Raw genomic sequence first — 14,782 nt, 5'->3', positions numbered from 1 at the left:
GCATGCCCCGGGGGCCCACCGTCCGATGCGCCGTCCGACAATGGATGGCGCATCGGATCGGCGGGAGAGTGATGACGAACTACCTGGTGCGGCGCGTCCTGGGCGTCGTCGTGGTGATGTTTGCCGTCGTGACCGGCCTGTTCCTGCTGCTGCACGCGTCCCCGGTGAGTCCGGTCAACCAGCTCGCGCCGCAGGTCGCGGCCGATCCGGTGGCCCGCGCCGCGGTCGAGCACCGGATGGGCCTGGACCGGCCGCTGGTGACGCAGTACCTCGACTACGTCGGCGACGCGCTGCGCGGCGACTTCGGCACCTCGCTCTACGACGGCACCTCGGTCGCCGAGCAGATCGGCCGAGCGCTGCCGATCTCGCTCGAACTGGGGCTGCTCGCCTTCGTGTTCGCGGTGTTCCCGGCCGTGCTGCTGGGCACCTGGTCGGTGCTGCGCCGAGGTGGCGTGCTCGACCACGGCACCCGGGTGCTCGGCGTGCTGGCGATGTCCCTGCCGGGTTACTGGCTGGCCGTCGTCGCGCTCGTGGTGGTCGGCGACAGCCATCCGGACCTGCTGCCGAACGCGGGCGGCTTCGTCACCTTCACCGAGGACCCGGCGACCAACCTCAAGGTGCTCGTATTGCCCGCGATCGTGCTCGGACTGGCCACCTTCGCGATGCTCACCCGCTCGCTGCGCGGCGGGCTCGCCGACGCGATGGCCTCCGACCACGTGCTGTTCGCCCGGGCGATGGGCGGCTCACGGTTGCTCACGCTGCGCCGGGTGGCGCTGCGCGGCGCGCTCGTGCCGACGCTGACCGTGGCCGGCGTACTGATCGGCGGGCTGCTGTCGGGCACCGTGTTGATCGAGAACGTGTTCCAGATACCGGGGATCGGCCAACTGATGGTCACCGCGTTCCAGCGCCAGGACTACCCGCTCGCGCTCGGCGCCTGTGTGGCGACATCGGCGATCTTCCTGCTGCTGAACCTGGTGGTCGACCTGCTCTACCCACTCGTGGACCCGCGCACCGCGGCCGACGTCACCCGGGACAAGCTCGGACGGGCCGCGTGAGGGCCCGCCCGCGCCTGCCGCGCCCGGGCATGGCCGGCTGGGTCGGTCTGACCTGCGTCGTGCTCTACCTCCTGGTGGCCACCGTCGGCCGACTGCACGGCGACCCCGTCGCGCTGGTCACCCCCGGCCCGGAGGCGCCCTCGCTCGCGCACCCCTTCGGCACCGACCACCTCGGCCGCGACCTGTTGGCCCGAACCGCCGAGGGCGCCTGGACCTCGCTGTGGATCTGCCTGACCTCGATCGGCTTCGCGGTCGCGATCGGCATGCCGCTGGGTGTGCTCGCCGGATACCGGCACGGCGGTCGCCTCGACGGCGTGCTGATGCGCTCGGTGGAGACCCTGCAGGCGCTGCCGCAGTTCGTCTTCGTGATGTTCCTGATCGGCTTGATGGGCACCGCGGACATGCACTTCGGTCCGGTCACCGTCGGCAACGGGCCGCGCGTCGCGTTCGCCATCGCGCTGGGCTTCGTGCCCTACTTCGCCCGGGTCGCGCGCGGCGCCACGGTGGTGGAGATGCGCGAGGACTACGTCGCCAACCTGCGCGGTCTGGGGGTGCCCACCCGGGAGATCCTCTTTCGCGAGGTGCTCGTCAACGTCTGGCCGCCGGTGCTGGGCCAGGCCCTGCTGGCGATGGCCATCGCGGTCTTCGCCGAGGGGGGCCTGAGCTTCCTCGGCCTGGGCGTCGCGCCCCCGCAGGCCACGCTGGGCAACCTGATCGCCGACGCCGGCGGGCAACTCATCGGCGGCGACTGGTGGTACGCGACGCTGCCCGGCACCGTGCTGGTGCTCGGCATCCTCGGCTTCAACCTGCTCGGCGAGACGGCCGGCGCCGGCCGATCGCGCACCGCCGCGACCGGCTCCGCCGCCGGGCACGCTCGCGGGCACCTTCACCCGACAACCCCCACTCCCAAGGAGACCCAGTGACCCCGGTGCGCACAGTCGGCCCGAACCGCCGAGGCTTCCTCGGCCTCGCCGCGCTCGCGGCGGCCGGCGGCGTGGGCGTGCTCACCGCGTGTTCGAGCTCCTCCGGGACCAAGCGGGCGGCCGATCGGCACAAGGACGCCGTCCTGCGGATCGGCATCGCGTCCGCGCCGAGCAGCCTGAACCCGCTGGACTCCGGCTCGGAGATCACCCGGTGGATCGCCGAGCCGATCATGGAAAGCCTGTACGGCTACGACGCCGAGCTCGCCTCGGTGCCGCTGCTCGCCGACGGCGAACCGCAGATCAGCGAGGACAAGCTGGCCTGGACGATCCGGCTGCGCAGGGGCGTGCTGTGGCACGACGGCAGCCCGTTCACCGCCGACGACGTGGTGGCCACCCTGGCGCACATGCTCGACCTCGCGGCCGGCAGCGAGTGGATCACCTACATGCTCGGCTACCTCTCCCGGTTCGAGAAGGTCGACGAGCACACCGTGCGGATCGTGTTGAGCAAGCCGTACGGCCTGCTGCGCTCGCATCTGACCAACCTGCCGATCACCCACCGCGACTTCGTGGCCCGCAAGGACACCATGATGGGCACCGGGCCGTACCGGCTGGACAAGTTCGTGGCCGGCCAGAGCTTCACCCTCTCCCGCTTCGACCGCTACCACGGCGGCCAGTACTCCGGCGGCGCCGGCCCCGCGTTCGCCGGCATGCAGTACACCGTGTTCGCCGACGCCAACACGCGCGTGCTGAGCCTGCGGCAGGGCAAGGTCGACCTGATCACCGCGCCGTCCTTCGCCACCTTCGACACGATCCGCAAGGACAAGTCGCTCGCGCTCGTGCTCACCGAGGCGCCGTTGGACGTGCTCAGCTACGTGATGATGAAGAAGGAGCCGTTCGCCGACCCCGACTTCCGCAAGGCGGTCGCGCTGTCGATGGACCGCCAGGGCGTGCTGCAACGGGTCTACGGCGGCGAGGGCACCATCGGCCAGGGCCCGATCGGACCCGCCGAACTCGGTTGGGACGCCGGCCTCAAGCCGTTCGCGCCCACTCCGGACCTGGAGCAGGCCCGCGCGTTGTTGGCCCGGGCCAGGACGACCAAGCGCTCGTTCACCGTGACCATCGGCACCAACCAGGGGATCCGCGACATCGCCCAGGTGCTCGTGGCGGGCTGGAAGCAGATCGGCCTCGACGTCACCATCGAGCAACTCGCGGGCGGGCCGTGGTCGAACAAGTGGCTCTCGCGCGACTACGACATGCTGATGAACACGTTCTCCTCCGGCTTCACCTCGGGCCCGGCGAACTACCTGACGCTCGCGCCCGCCGGCTCCACCAACGTGCTCTCCTGCGGCTACGCCAATCCCGAGGTGGACAAGCTGATCGACACCATCTGGCAGACCTCGGACCAGGCCGAACGGGTGGCCGCGCTCGGCCGGGTGGACCGACTGCTCGCCGAGGACGCGGTGATCACCCCGCCGGTCTACCCCAAGCTCGCGTTGGCCCAGCGCACCGAACTGTCCCCGCTGGACCCGAGGAAGTTGCGGATCAGCCGGCTCGACCCGCAACACCTGCGGTTCGTGTGATGGCGCCGGCGCGGGCGAGCGAGGTGCCGCTGCTGCGGGTGCGCGATCTCGACGTCGACTATCGCGGCCCGGCCGGGCCGGTGCCCGCGGTGCGCGGGGTCTCCTTCGACGTGGCGCCCGGCGAGATCCTGGGCCTGGTCGGCGAATCCGGCAGCGGCAAGAGCAGCGTGTGCACCGCCCTGATGGGTCTGCTGCCGGACGGCGCGACGCGCACGGGCGGCATCGAGTTCCAGGGCGCGAACCTGGCCGCGATGCGCGAACGGGAACTGCGCCGGGTGCGCGGGCGCAGGCTGGCCCTGGTACCGCAGCAGCCGATGACCTCGCTGGCCCCGACCACCCCCGTGCTGCGCCAACTGCGCTGGTACCTGGGCGATCGGCTGGACGACGTCGAGGTGCGCGAGACGCTGACCGGGATCGGCCTGGGCCCGGTGCTGGACCGCCCGCGCGACCTGCCCGGCAGTTTCTCCGGCGGTCAGCTCCAGCGGGTGGTGATCGCGATCGCGGTGCTTGCGCACGAGCCCGCGCTGCTGCTCGCCGACGAGCCGACCACGACCCTGGACGCGACCGTGCAGGCGCAGGTGTTGCGCCTGTTGTTGACCCTGCGGGACAAGCTCGGCCTGGCCGTCGTCTATGTCTCGCACGACCTCGCGGTGGTGTCCACCATCTGTGATCGGGTCGGGGTGATGTACGGCGGACGGCTGGTGGAGACGGCGCCGGTGCGCGAACTCTTCGCCGCGCCGCGGCACCCGTACACCCGGGCGCTGATCGCCGCGATGCCCGCGACCACGCCGGCGGACCGGCCGCTGCGGGCGGTGGAGGGCAGCGCGGACGGCGCGAACCTGTTGCCCGGTTGCCCGTTCGCGCCGCGTTGCCCGTACGTGCTGGAGGTGTGCGGCGAGCGGATGCCCGGTTCGGCCCGGCACGGCGCGAGCGACGTGCGCTGCCACTGGGTGGATCGGGAGGCGGACCGGTGAGCGGGTTGTTGACGGTGGACGGCCTTACCCGTCGGTTCGTGCTGCCCGCCCCGTTCGGCCGGCGCCGGGCCGAGCCGCGCGTGGTGCCCGCCGCCGAGGACGTCTCGTTCACGGTCGCGGCCGGCGAGGTGCTCGCCGTCGTCGGCGAGTCGGGCTCCGGCAAGACCACCGTGGCCCGGGTGCTCGCGGGCCTGGACACCGCGACCTCGGGCACGGTCGCGGTGGCCGGCCGGGTGTTGTCCGCCGACCGCACGCCCGCCGACCGGCGGCTGATCCAACTCGTCACGCAGAACCCGCGCGCCGCGTTCAACCGGCGTCGTACGTTGCGGCACGCGCTGCACCAGCCGCTGCGCGTGCACGGCTTGGGCGCCGACCGGGCCGAGCGGGACGAGCTGGTGCTCGCGATGGTGGCGCGGGTCGGCCTGAGCCCGGATCATCTGGACCGGTTGCCCGGCGAGGTCAGCGGCGGCGAACTGGCCCGCCTGGTGCTGGCCCGGGCCCTGCTGGTGCGCCCGCGGGTGCTGGTCCTGGACGAGCCGACCGCCAGTCTGGACGCGAGCGTCAAGGCGACGGTGGTCAACCTGCTGTTGCGGCTGCGCACCGAACTCGACCTGGCGATCGTGGTGATCACCCACGAGATCGACATCGCCCGACGGCTCGCCGACCGGGCGGCGGTGATGTACCTGGGGCGGATCGTCGAGTCGGGTCCGGCCGAGCGGGTGTTGTCGAGCCCTCGGCACCCCTATCCGGAGCTGTTGCTCGCGAGCGTGCCGGTGCCCGACCCGGAGCGGACCGGCCGGGCGAGCGCGGCGGCGCTGGGCGCGGGCATCGTCGGCGAGGTGCCCTCGGCCTCGGCGCCGCCGCCCGGCTGCGGGTACCACCCGCGCTGCCCGTTCGCGACCGAGGTGTGTGCCGAGCGTCGCCCGGTGCCCGAGCTGCTCGGCGAGGTCGAGGTGGCCTGCCACCACCCTCGGTGAAGCGCGGTGCGGCCCGGGCGGCGGCTCAGACCGGCAGCGGTCGCCCGGTGTCGTGGAGCAGGCGCCCGACGACCACCTCCGGGGTGATCCGGAAGAAGTGTCGCGGCTCGCCCGAGTCCCACCCCCGGGGCGGCACCCGGGCCGGGCGACCGGCCTCGTCCGTGTCCGGCACGCAGTGCGCCCGGCCGGTGACGGTGACCGTCCAGCCGCTGCGCTCGCGCCGGTCGTAGGCGTCGGCCTCGAACGCGCACACACAGTCGTGCAGCGCCGCGCGCACCCGTTCGTCGCCGACCAGCCGGAAGACGAGCGTGCCGCGGTCGAAGCGGAAGTGCACCGGCACGATCGCGGGCAGCGCGGCCAGGCTGAACACGACCCGACCGATCGCCACCGAGGCCATCAGGGCCAGCGCGTCCGCGGGCGCGAGCTGCTGCGACGCCCGGGCATCTCGGTTCGTGTCGTGCGGCATGCCCCCCAGGGTGCCCGCGCGCGGCCGGCCCGAGCAGGGGCCAAAGTCCCGGATGTGTGGACCGTTAGGCGACCGGGGTCGACCGGGCCCGCGCATTCGGGTATCGATTCGGTGTACGGCGGCGTGTCGGCGCGCACCGCTATCCTCCGGGTATTCCGCAAATCCGGAAAGTTGATCAACATTTCGCCGGCCACTCGCTTTATCGACCCCACTTGGTCCATTGCGCACGGATAATCGCCGTACTCCTCATGCGGAAGGCGGAACTCCGTACTACTCCGCAGGGAGGGGATCGGGAGACGAAACCTCCTCAGGTGCCCGGAAACCGCCCGGGCATGCCGGACGTCCTGAGTGGTACGGGGATCGGCGGGGGTCCGCGAGAGGCGCGCAGTGATAACAAAAGTGTTTCGCGAAGGAAAAGTCCGGGTGAGCTATGACACGCGTGTTCTCGGTGCTTGATCGATCCGACTTCGATCGGGCAAGCTGAACCGTCAGACCGACCGGGACGGCACGAATTCCTGGCCAACTGTAATGTTGGGAATGTTTTCGGGGGCCCAGGGAGAGATATGGGGAGTGATTCCCGCGGTCCAGAGCGCACAACCGGCGCCGGCGACGAGGACACGGCGGGCATCGACGCCTCGGTCATCGACCCGGACGTGGTCATGCGCCAGGCCGGCCACGAGAACTTTCCCGTGGCGATGGGGATCCTGCGTCCCGACCACCGGCGCCACCTGCTCGCCGTCTACGGCTTCGCCCGCCTGGTGGACGACATCGGCGACGAGGCGGAGGGGGACCGGGTCGCCCAGCTCGACGCCTTCGAGGGCGACCTGCGCCGCGTGTTCACCGGCACCCCCGAGCTGGAGGTGCTGCGCCGGCTGCAACCGAGCGTGCGCGAACTCGACCTGCCGATCGAACCGTTCCTGGGCCTGATCGAGGCCAACCGGCAGGACCAGGTGGTGCGCCGCTACGCGACGTACGACGAACTCGCCGCCTACTGCGCGCTGTCCGCGAACCCCGTCGGCCGGCTCGTGCTGCACGTCTTCGGGCGCGCCACCGAGGAACGCGTGGCCCGCTCCGACGAGATCTGCACCGCGCTGCAGATCGTCGAGCACCTCCAGGACGTCGCCGAGGATCTCGAACGCGACCGGATCTACCTCCCCAAGGAGGACCTGGACCGGTTCGGCGTCACCGAGGCGGACCTGGCGGCACCGACCGCCACCCCCGCGGTGCGGCGACTGATCGCCTACGAGACACACCGCGCGACGCGGTTGTTGCGCTGCGGCGCACCGCTCGCACGGACACTGCGAGGGCGCGAGCGCCTCGCGATCGCCGGGTTCGTGGCCGGTGGACGAGCGGCCGTGGCCGCGATCAAGGACGCCGGTTTCGACGTCCTGGCCCACCGGGCGAAGCCCCGGAAGGCCACCCTGCTGCGTGAGCTGTCCGGCGTACTGGTACGAAAGAGGTAAAAGGGGAACCATGGACGTCGACGCTTCGTATGCGTACTGCGAGCGCCTGACCCGCAATCAGGCCCGCAACTTCTACTACGGCATCAGGCTGCTGCCCGAGCCCAAGCGCCTCGCGCTCAGCGCCGTGTACGCCTTCGCGCGAGAGATCGACGACATCGGCGACGGCGATCTGCCCGCGGATCGCAAGATCGCCGAGCTGGCCCGGATGCGCAAGCAGCTCAAGGACCTGAGCGCGGATCGGGATCCGGTCGCGGTCGCGCTCGCCGACGCCGCGACCCGATTCCCGATCCCGCTGGCCGCGCTCGACGAGCTGATCGACGGCGTCGAGATGGACGTGCGCGAGACCGAGTACGAGACCTTCGACGAGCTGCGGGTCTACTGTCGCTGCGTCGCCGGCACCGTGGGCCGACTCTCGCTGGGCATCTTCGGCTCGCGCGACTCGCTGCACGCGCCCGACCTCGCGGATACCCTCGGCATCGCGTTGCAGATCACCAACATCCTCCGCGACATCAAGGAGGACAAGGACAACGGCCGGGTCTACCTGCCGCGCGAGGACCTGGCCAAGTTCGGCCTCGAAGAGGCGTGGCACAAGGACGGGCGCTTCACCCAGAGCGCCGCGTTCGAGGATCTGGTCCGCTTCGAGGGCGCCCGCGCCGAGCAACTCTTCGAGCGGGGACTGACCCTGCTCCCGCTGCTCGACCGGCGCAGCGCCGCCAGCACCGGTGCGATGGCGGGCATCTACCGCCGACTGCTGACCAGAATCGTGGAGGAACCCGGCCAGGTGCTGATAGGTCGGCTCTCCCTCCCGAACTGGGAGAAGGCCGAGATCGCCACACGCGCACTCGCCGGCCTGCCGGTCGGTGCGCACTCGCTGCTGGCGCGCAGGCGGTGAACGTCGATCGATGACCGGCCCGGGGCCGGCTCGGCAAGCCGGCCGCAGGGGCCGGTACAGGGATTGATCACGTGGGTACGGAGCAAGGCATGAGCGCACGCATGGTGGTGATCGGTGGCGGTCTGGCGGGTATCACCGCCGCGCTGGCCGCCGCCGACACCGGCGTCGAGGTCACCCTCCTGGAAGGCCGGCCCAGACTGGGCGGCGCGACGTTCTCGCTGCGCCGTGACGACATGTGGCTCGACAACGGGCAACACGTCTTCCTGCGCTGCTGTACCGAGTACATCTCCTTCCTGGAGCGGATCGGCAGCGCCGACAAGGTCTACCTGCAACCTCGGATGGACGTCCCGGTGCGCACCCCCTGGGGCACCCGCACCCGGCTGCGCCGCTCCGCCCTGCCCGCCCCGCTGCACCTGTCCTCCGCGCTGGCCCGCTACCCGCTGTTGACCATGGCCGGCCGGGCCCGGGTGGGCCGCGCCGCGCTCGCCCTGCGCAAGCTGGATCCGGCCGACCCGGCTCTGGACGAGCTCACCTTCGCCGCCTGGCTGGACCGCTTCGGCGTCACCGCCCGCGAGCGCGAGGCGATGTGGGACCTGATCGGCATCGCCACGCTCAACCTGCCCGCGACCGAGGCGTCGCTCGCGATGGCGGTCAAGGTCTTCCGCACCGGCGTGCTCGACCGCAACGACGGCGCCGACATCGGCTGGAGCCTGGTCCCGCTCCAGGAACTGCACGGCGACGCCGCGACTCGCGCGCTGGCGCGCGCGGGCGTGCGCACACACCTGCGCACCCGGGTGGACACGCTCGACATCGGCGCCGGCGGCTTCTCGATAGTGGCGGGCGGCGAACGTTTCGAGGCGGACGCGGTGGTGCTGGCGGTGCCGCACTACGACGCGGCCAGGTTGTTGCCCCCGGGCGCCCTGCTGCTGGGCGACATGCCCGCCGACCCGACCCTGCTCGCCGGGCTGGGCACCTCGCCGATCGTGAACCTGCACGTGGTCTACGACCGGCCGGTGCTGGACGTCCCGCTCGCCGCGGGCATCGGCGGCCCGGTGCAGTGGATGTTCGACCGCAGTGCCGGTCACGGTCTGGCGGCGGGCCGCTACGTGGCGGTGTCGCTGTCCGCGGCGGGTCGGGAAATCGACCTGACGAGTGCGCAACTGCGGGATAGGTTCGTTCCGGAGCTGGCGCGCGTGCTGCCCTCGGCCCGGGATGCCCGGGTCGAGCGGTTCGTGGTGACCAAGGAACGCGCCGCGACCTTTCGTCCCGCCCCAGGTTCGGGCCGGCTTCGTCCCGGCCCCCGGACCGCGCTCCCCGGTCTCGCCCTCGCCGGGGCGTGGACCGCCACCGGATGGCCCGCGACGATGGAGGGTGCCGTGCGCAGCGGCCTTTCCGCCGCCCACGAGGCCCTCCCGTATCTCGGCCGAACCCGTGCCATTCCGGAGAGGACGACGCCGCTATGACGCTCGCCGACGCATCGATCGCCCCCGCCGTGCTCGATCGCGCGCGCGAGGCGAGTCGCCCCGCGCTGCGGGTCGCGACGGCCCGACTCGAACCACCGCTGGCCCGGGTGGCCGCGTACCACATGGGGTGGGCCGACGAGGCCGGTCGCGAGCTGCCCGGCAACAGTGGCAAGGCACTGCGCCCCGCACTCGCGCTGCTCTCCGCCGAGGCGGTCGGCGCGTCCACCAGGGTGGGTGTGCCCGGCGCCGTCGCGGTCGAACTGGTGCACAACTTCTCGCTGATCCACGACGACCTGATGGACGGCGACGAGGAACGCCGGCATCGGCCCACCGCGTGGAAGGTCTTCGGCCCGGGTCTGGCCGTGCTGGCCGGCGACGGCCTGCTCGTGCTGGCCGAACAGGTCCTGATGGACGCCGACGACGCGGACGGCGATCGGGCCGCCCGCCTGCTCACCGAGGCCACCGCCAGGTTGATCGACGGGCAGTCCCAAGACCTGTCCTTCGAGGCCCGACTCGACGTCACCGTCGAGGAGTGCCTGACCATGGCGGGCAACAAGACCGGGGCCCTGCTGGCCTGCTCGTCGGCGATCGGGGCGGCCCTTGCGGGCGCCGACGAGCGCACCGTGCAGGCGCTCCACGGCTTCGGGCATTACCTCGGCGTCGCCTTCCAGGCGGTGGACGACCTGCTGGGCATCTGGGGGCGACCCGAGGTGACCGGCAAACCCGCCTGGAACGACCTGCGCCGGCGCAAGAAGTCCGTCCCGGTCGTCGCCGCCCTCTCCGGCGACACGACCGCCGGACGCGAGCTGGCGCGCATCTACACGGACGAGGGACCGCGCAACGAGGAGGGACTGGCCCTGGCCGCCCGCCTGGTCGAGGAGGCGGGCGGACGTGCCCGTACCGAGACCGAGGCGGCCCGGCACCTGGAGCAGGCGATGGCCTGCCTGGATTCCCTGGACGTCCCGCAAGGTACCTACACGGACCTGACCTCACTCGCGGCCTTCACCACCACTCGGGAGTTGTGAAGAGATGACAGTGCTCGACCAGCCGGGAATCGGCGACGTCCACGACGACAGGCTCCAAGGCGCGCTGGACCGGGCCGTCGCCCACCTGATGGAGCTTCAGGACGATGCGGGCTGGTGGAAGGGGGAGCTGGAGACCAACGTCACGATGGACGCGGAGGATCTGCTCTTCCGGGAGTTCCTGGGCATCCGTACCGAGGAGCAGACCGCGGCCGGCGCCCGGTGGATCCGCGCGAACCAGCGCTCGGACGGCACCTGGGCGACCTTCTTCGGCGGTCCCGCCGACCTCTCGGTGACCGTCGAGGCGTACGTCGCGCTCAAGTTGGCCGGCGACGACCCGGACGCCAAGCACATGGCCGCCGCCGCCGCCTTCATCCGCGACGGCGGCGGCATCGCCAACACCCGGGTGTTCACCCGGTTCTGGCTGGCCTTCTTCGGCTGGTGGTCCTGGGACGACCTGCCGGTGTTGCCGCCGGAGATCATCCACCTGCCCAAGTGGTTTCCGCTCAACGTCTACGACTTCGCCTGCTGGGCCCGGCAGACCATCGTGCCGCTGACCATCGTCAGCTCGATGCGCCCGGTGCGGCCCGCGCCGTTCGACCTGGCCGAGTTGCGCCCGAGCGCCGCGGTGCGGGGCCGGCCCGCCGCCGACGATCCGTGGTCCAAGGTCTTCCGGGCGCTCGACGCGGTGCTGCACCAGTACCACAAGGTGCCGTTCAAGCCGTTCCGGCAGGCGGCCCGGCGCAAGGCCGCGCAGTGGATCGTGCAGCGCCAGGAGGCGGACGGCGGCTGGGGCGGGATCCAGCCGCCGTGGGTCTACTCGCTGATCGCGCTGCGGCTGATGGGCTATCCGCTCAACCACCCGGTGATGGCCCAGGGCATCAAGGGCCTGGACGGGTTCACCATCGTGGACACCGACGAGGACGGCCTGCCGCGCCGCAGGTTCGAGGCGTGCCAGTCGCCGGTGTGGGACACCGGGTTGACCCTGGTCGCCCTGCGGGACGCGGGAGTTCCGGCGTCCGACCCGCGCGTGGTCAAGGCCGCCGGGTGGCTGATGGACGAGGAGATCCGCGAGGTCGGGGACTGGGCGGTGCAGCGGCCGGACCTGGAACCGGGCGGCTGGGCCTTCGAGTTCGCCAACGACTGGTACCCGGACACGGACGACACCGCCGAGATCGTGATGGCCCTGCGCTACACCGACCACCCGGACGGCGCGCGCAAGGACGCGGTGCTGGACCGGGCCGAGCGGTGGACGGCCGGGATGCGCAGCAAGGACGGCGGGTGGGGGGCGTTCGACGCGGACAACGTCAGCATTCTGCCGCTCAAGCTGCCGTTCAGCGATTTCGGCGCGGTCACCGACCCGCCCTCGGCCGACGTCACCGCGCACATCGTGGAGATGCTCGCCGACGGCGGCGCCCGCTACAGCTCGTATGTCGCGGACGGCGTCAAGTGGTTGATGGAGCATCAGGAAAGCGACGGCTCCTGGTTCGGCCGCTGGGGCGCGAACTACGTCTACGGCACCGGCGCGGTGGTGCCGGCGCTGGTGACGGCCGGAGTCGATCCGCGGCATGCCGCGATCCGGCGCGCGGTGCGCTGGCTGGAGCTCCGGCAGAATCCGGACGGCGGCTGGGGCGAGGATCTGCGCAGCTACGATCTGGCCGAGACCTGGTCCGGGCGCGGCGAGTCCACCGCGTCGCAGACCGCGTGGGCGCTGCTGGCGCTGCACGCGGCGGGCGAGTTCGGCGAGGTCGCGCAGCGTGGCATCGACTGGTTGACCGACCATCAGAACGCGCTGGGCGGGTGGGACGAGCCGCAGTTCACCGGCACCGGCTTCCCCGGCGACTTCTACATCAAGTACCACATGTACCGGCTCGTCTTCCCCGTGATGGCGCTCGGTCGGTACGCCAAGACGACGGGCTGAACGATGCCCCTGATGGTGGTCACCCCGCTGCGGATCGAGATGCGCGCGGTCGAGGCGGGGCTGATGGGCGCGTTCGACGTGCGGGTGGTGCGCGCGGGCATGGGGGCGGACAAGGCCCGTGCCCGGGCGCGGGCCCTGTCCGCGCTCCCGGCCCGGGAATACGGCGCGCTCGCGGTCGCCGGATTCGGCGCGGGCGTGGGCGAGGGGGTCGGCGTGGGTGACGTGGTGGTCGCCTCCGAGGTGCGCGGCGCGGACGGCACGGTGGTCGAACTGCCCTCCTCCGAACTGTTGTTGGAGTGGATGCACCGGGTCTCGCCGAAGCTGAGGCTGCATCACGGTCCGATCGAGACGGTGGACCGGGTGGTCAAGGGCCCGGCGCGGCAGGCGTTGCGCGAACGCGGGGTGCTGGCGGCCGACATGGAGTCGGTGTACCTGCTCGCGGCGGCGGGCGATCGGCCGGCCGGGGTGGTCCGGGTGATCACCGACACCCCGGAGCGGGAACTGCTCCGGCCGCGCCTGCTGGTGGACGGGTTCAAGGCGTTCCGCACGTTGCGCCACGCGACCCCGGCCCTGCTTGACTGGGCCAACGACGAGCGAACCAAGTCAGGAGGTACGGCGGGCGATGACGTTCGATCTGGGTGAGACGTACGAGGCGTACGCGGACCGCGGCTTCGAGCTGCACGCGAAGCACCTCAACCCGCAACTCCCGCGCGTGCTGCGGACCATCGGCATGGACCGCGACTACGTCCGGGCCCAGGGGCCGTACCTGTACGACGACAAGGGCGATCGCTACCTGGACTTCCTGTCCGGGTTCGGCACCTACGGGGTGGGCCGGCACCACCCGGTGGTGCGCAAGGCGATGCAGGACGTGATCGCCCTGGATCTGCCGGACATCGTGCACTTCCACACGCCGCCGCTGGCCGCCGCGTTGGCGGACCGGCTGCTGGCCCGGGCGCCCGGGATGGACCGGGTGTACTTCTGCAACAGCGGCACCGAGGCGGTCGAGGCCGCGCTGAAGTTCGCCCGCTTCGCCACCGGGCGGCGCCGGATCGTCTACATCGACCACGCCTTCCACGGGCTGACCACCGGCGCGTTGTCGGTCAACGGCGCGGCCGAGTTCCGCAAGGGCTTCGAACCGCTGCTGCCGGACGTGGGCATCGCGCTGGGCGATCTGGACGCGCTGGCCCGGGAGTTGAAGCGTGGTGACGTCGCGGCGCTGATCATCGAGCCGATCCTGGGCAAGGGTGTGCTCGCGCCGCCGCCCGGCTGGCTGGCCGCCGCGCAGAAGTTGTTGCGCGAGCACGGCGCGTTGTTGATCGCCGACGAGGTGCAGACCGGGATGGGCCGCACCGGCCGGTTCTTCGCGTACCAGTGGGAGGACGGCGTCGAGCCGGACATCGTCACGGTCGCCAAGGCGCTGTCGGGTGGCTACGTGCCGATCGGCGCGACGCTGACCCGGGACTGGGTGTTCAAGAAGGTCTATTCGACGATGGACCGCGTGCTCGTGCACGACTGCACGTTCGGCGGCAACAACCAGGCGATGGCGGCGGGCCTGGCCACCCTGGCGGTGCTCGACGACGAGGACCTGATCGGCAACAGCGCGCGGATGGGCGATGCGTTCGTGGCCGGGCTGACCCCGCTGATCGACAAGTACGAGCTGTTCGCCGAGGTGCGCGGACGCGGCTTGATGATCGGCCTGGAGTTCGGCAAGCCGCGCTCGCTCAAGCTGCGCGCCGGGTGGACGGCGTTGCAGGCGGCCCGGCACGGGTTGTTCGCGCAGATGGTGGTGGTGCCGATGTTCCAGCGGCACCGGGTGCTGACCCAGGTCGCGGGCGACCACATGGACGTGATCAAGCTGCTGCCGCCCTATGTGATCGGGCCGGCGGACGTGGAGCACTTCGTCGCGGGCTTCGTGGACGTGATGGACGACGCGCACAAGGGCACCGGGCTGATGTGGGACTTCGGCCGCACCCTGATCAAGCAGGCGATGACCAACCGCTGAGGCGCCACGAATCGGCTCTGGCTGGATCCCCCTGCTGCTGTTAA

The 14,782-nt window shown here is 71.6% G+C and carries 13 protein-coding genes; 12 read left to right on the top strand and 1 reads right to left on the bottom strand.

What is annotated here, in order from left to right; all coding sequences use genetic code 11:
- The first annotated feature begins 71 nt into the window (after positions 1-71).
- From ACH4U8_RS01000 to ACH4U8_RS00980, 5 genes are read left to right on the top strand one after another with little or no spacing between them, the layout of a single operon-like run.
- Positions 72-1,055, top strand: coding sequence for an ABC transporter permease (locus ACH4U8_RS01000; protein ID WP_379990513.1), 984 nt, complete (start codon positions 72-74; stop codon positions 1,053-1,055).
- Complete coding sequence (locus ACH4U8_RS00995; protein WP_395775471.1) at positions 1,052-1,978, top strand: ABC transporter permease; 927 nt, start codon at positions 1,052-1,054, stop codon at positions 1,976-1,978. The genes ACH4U8_RS01000 and ACH4U8_RS00995 overlap by 4 nt, the downstream gene beginning before the upstream one ends.
- Positions 1,975-3,558, top strand: a complete 1,584-nt coding sequence (locus tag ACH4U8_RS00990) for an ABC transporter substrate-binding protein (RefSeq protein WP_395775470.1) — start codon at positions 1,975-1,977, stop codon at positions 3,556-3,558. Before ACH4U8_RS00995 ends, ACH4U8_RS00990 begins: the two co-directional genes overlap by 4 nt.
- Positions 3,558-4,532, top strand: coding sequence for an ABC transporter ATP-binding protein (locus ACH4U8_RS00985; RefSeq protein WP_395775469.1), 975 nt, complete (start codon positions 3,558-3,560; stop codon positions 4,530-4,532). Before ACH4U8_RS00990 ends, ACH4U8_RS00985 begins: the two co-directional genes overlap by 1 nt.
- A complete protein-coding gene (locus tag ACH4U8_RS00980) occupies positions 4,529-5,509 on the top strand; it encodes an oligopeptide/dipeptide ABC transporter ATP-binding protein (protein WP_395775468.1) in 981 nt (326 codons plus the stop codon). The genes ACH4U8_RS00985 and ACH4U8_RS00980 overlap by 4 nt, the downstream gene beginning before the upstream one ends.
- A gap of 25 nt (positions 5,510-5,534) precedes the next feature.
- Here the strand turns inward: ACH4U8_RS00980 and ACH4U8_RS00975 are convergent, their stop codons facing one another.
- Complete coding sequence (locus ACH4U8_RS00975) at positions 5,535-5,975, bottom strand: pyridoxamine 5'-phosphate oxidase family protein (RefSeq protein WP_395775467.1); 441 nt, start codon at positions 5,973-5,975, stop codon at positions 5,535-5,537.
- 563 nt (positions 5,976-6,538) lie between these two features.
- On the opposite strand from ACH4U8_RS00975, the gene hpnC reads away from it, so the two are divergent.
- The 7 genes from hpnC (at position 6,539) to ACH4U8_RS00940 (ending at position 14,738) form a co-directional block, all read left to right on the top strand.
- Complete coding sequence (hpnC, locus tag ACH4U8_RS00970; RefSeq protein ID WP_379990507.1) at positions 6,539-7,438, top strand: squalene synthase HpnC; 900 nt, start codon at positions 6,539-6,541, stop codon at positions 7,436-7,438.
- Between the two features lie 10 nt (positions 7,439-7,448).
- Positions 7,449-8,330: a presqualene diphosphate synthase HpnD gene (hpnD, locus tag ACH4U8_RS00965; protein WP_395775466.1), complete on the top strand. Its 882-nt coding sequence runs from the start codon at positions 7,449-7,451 to the stop codon at positions 8,328-8,330.
- An 89-nt stretch (positions 8,331-8,419) separates the two neighbouring features.
- On the top strand, positions 8,420-9,793 hold the full coding sequence (hpnE, locus tag ACH4U8_RS00960; RefSeq protein ID WP_379990505.1) for a hydroxysqualene dehydroxylase HpnE: 1,374 nt from the start codon (positions 8,420-8,422) through the stop codon (positions 9,791-9,793).
- Positions 9,790-10,818: a polyprenyl synthetase family protein gene (locus ACH4U8_RS00955; RefSeq protein WP_395775465.1), complete on the top strand. Its 1,029-nt coding sequence runs from the start codon at positions 9,790-9,792 to the stop codon at positions 10,816-10,818. The genes hpnE and ACH4U8_RS00955 overlap by 4 nt, the downstream gene beginning before the upstream one ends.
- A 4-nt stretch (positions 10,819-10,822) precedes the next feature.
- Positions 10,823-12,736, top strand: a complete 1,914-nt coding sequence (shc, locus tag ACH4U8_RS00950) for a squalene--hopene cyclase (RefSeq protein ID WP_360314400.1) — start codon at positions 10,823-10,825, stop codon at positions 12,734-12,736.
- Positions 12,737-12,748: 12 nt separating this feature from the next.
- Entirely contained in the window at positions 12,749-13,378 is a 630-nt protein-coding gene (locus ACH4U8_RS00945; RefSeq protein ID WP_360314402.1) for a 1-hydroxy-2-methyl-2-butenyl 4-diphosphate reductase, read from the top strand.
- Complete coding sequence (locus ACH4U8_RS00940) at positions 13,359-14,738, top strand: aspartate aminotransferase family protein (protein WP_395775464.1); 1,380 nt, start codon at positions 13,359-13,361, stop codon at positions 14,736-14,738. Before ACH4U8_RS00945 ends, ACH4U8_RS00940 begins: the two co-directional genes overlap by 20 nt.
- Positions 14,739-14,782: the final 44 nt, after the last annotated feature.

Source organism: Embleya sp. NPDC020886 (assembly GCF_044333915.1).
In the GTDB taxonomy this organism is placed as follows: domain Bacteria; phylum Actinomycetota; class Actinomycetes; order Streptomycetales; family Streptomycetaceae; genus Embleya.
This window is presented reverse-complemented; position numbering and strand designations above follow the sequence as displayed.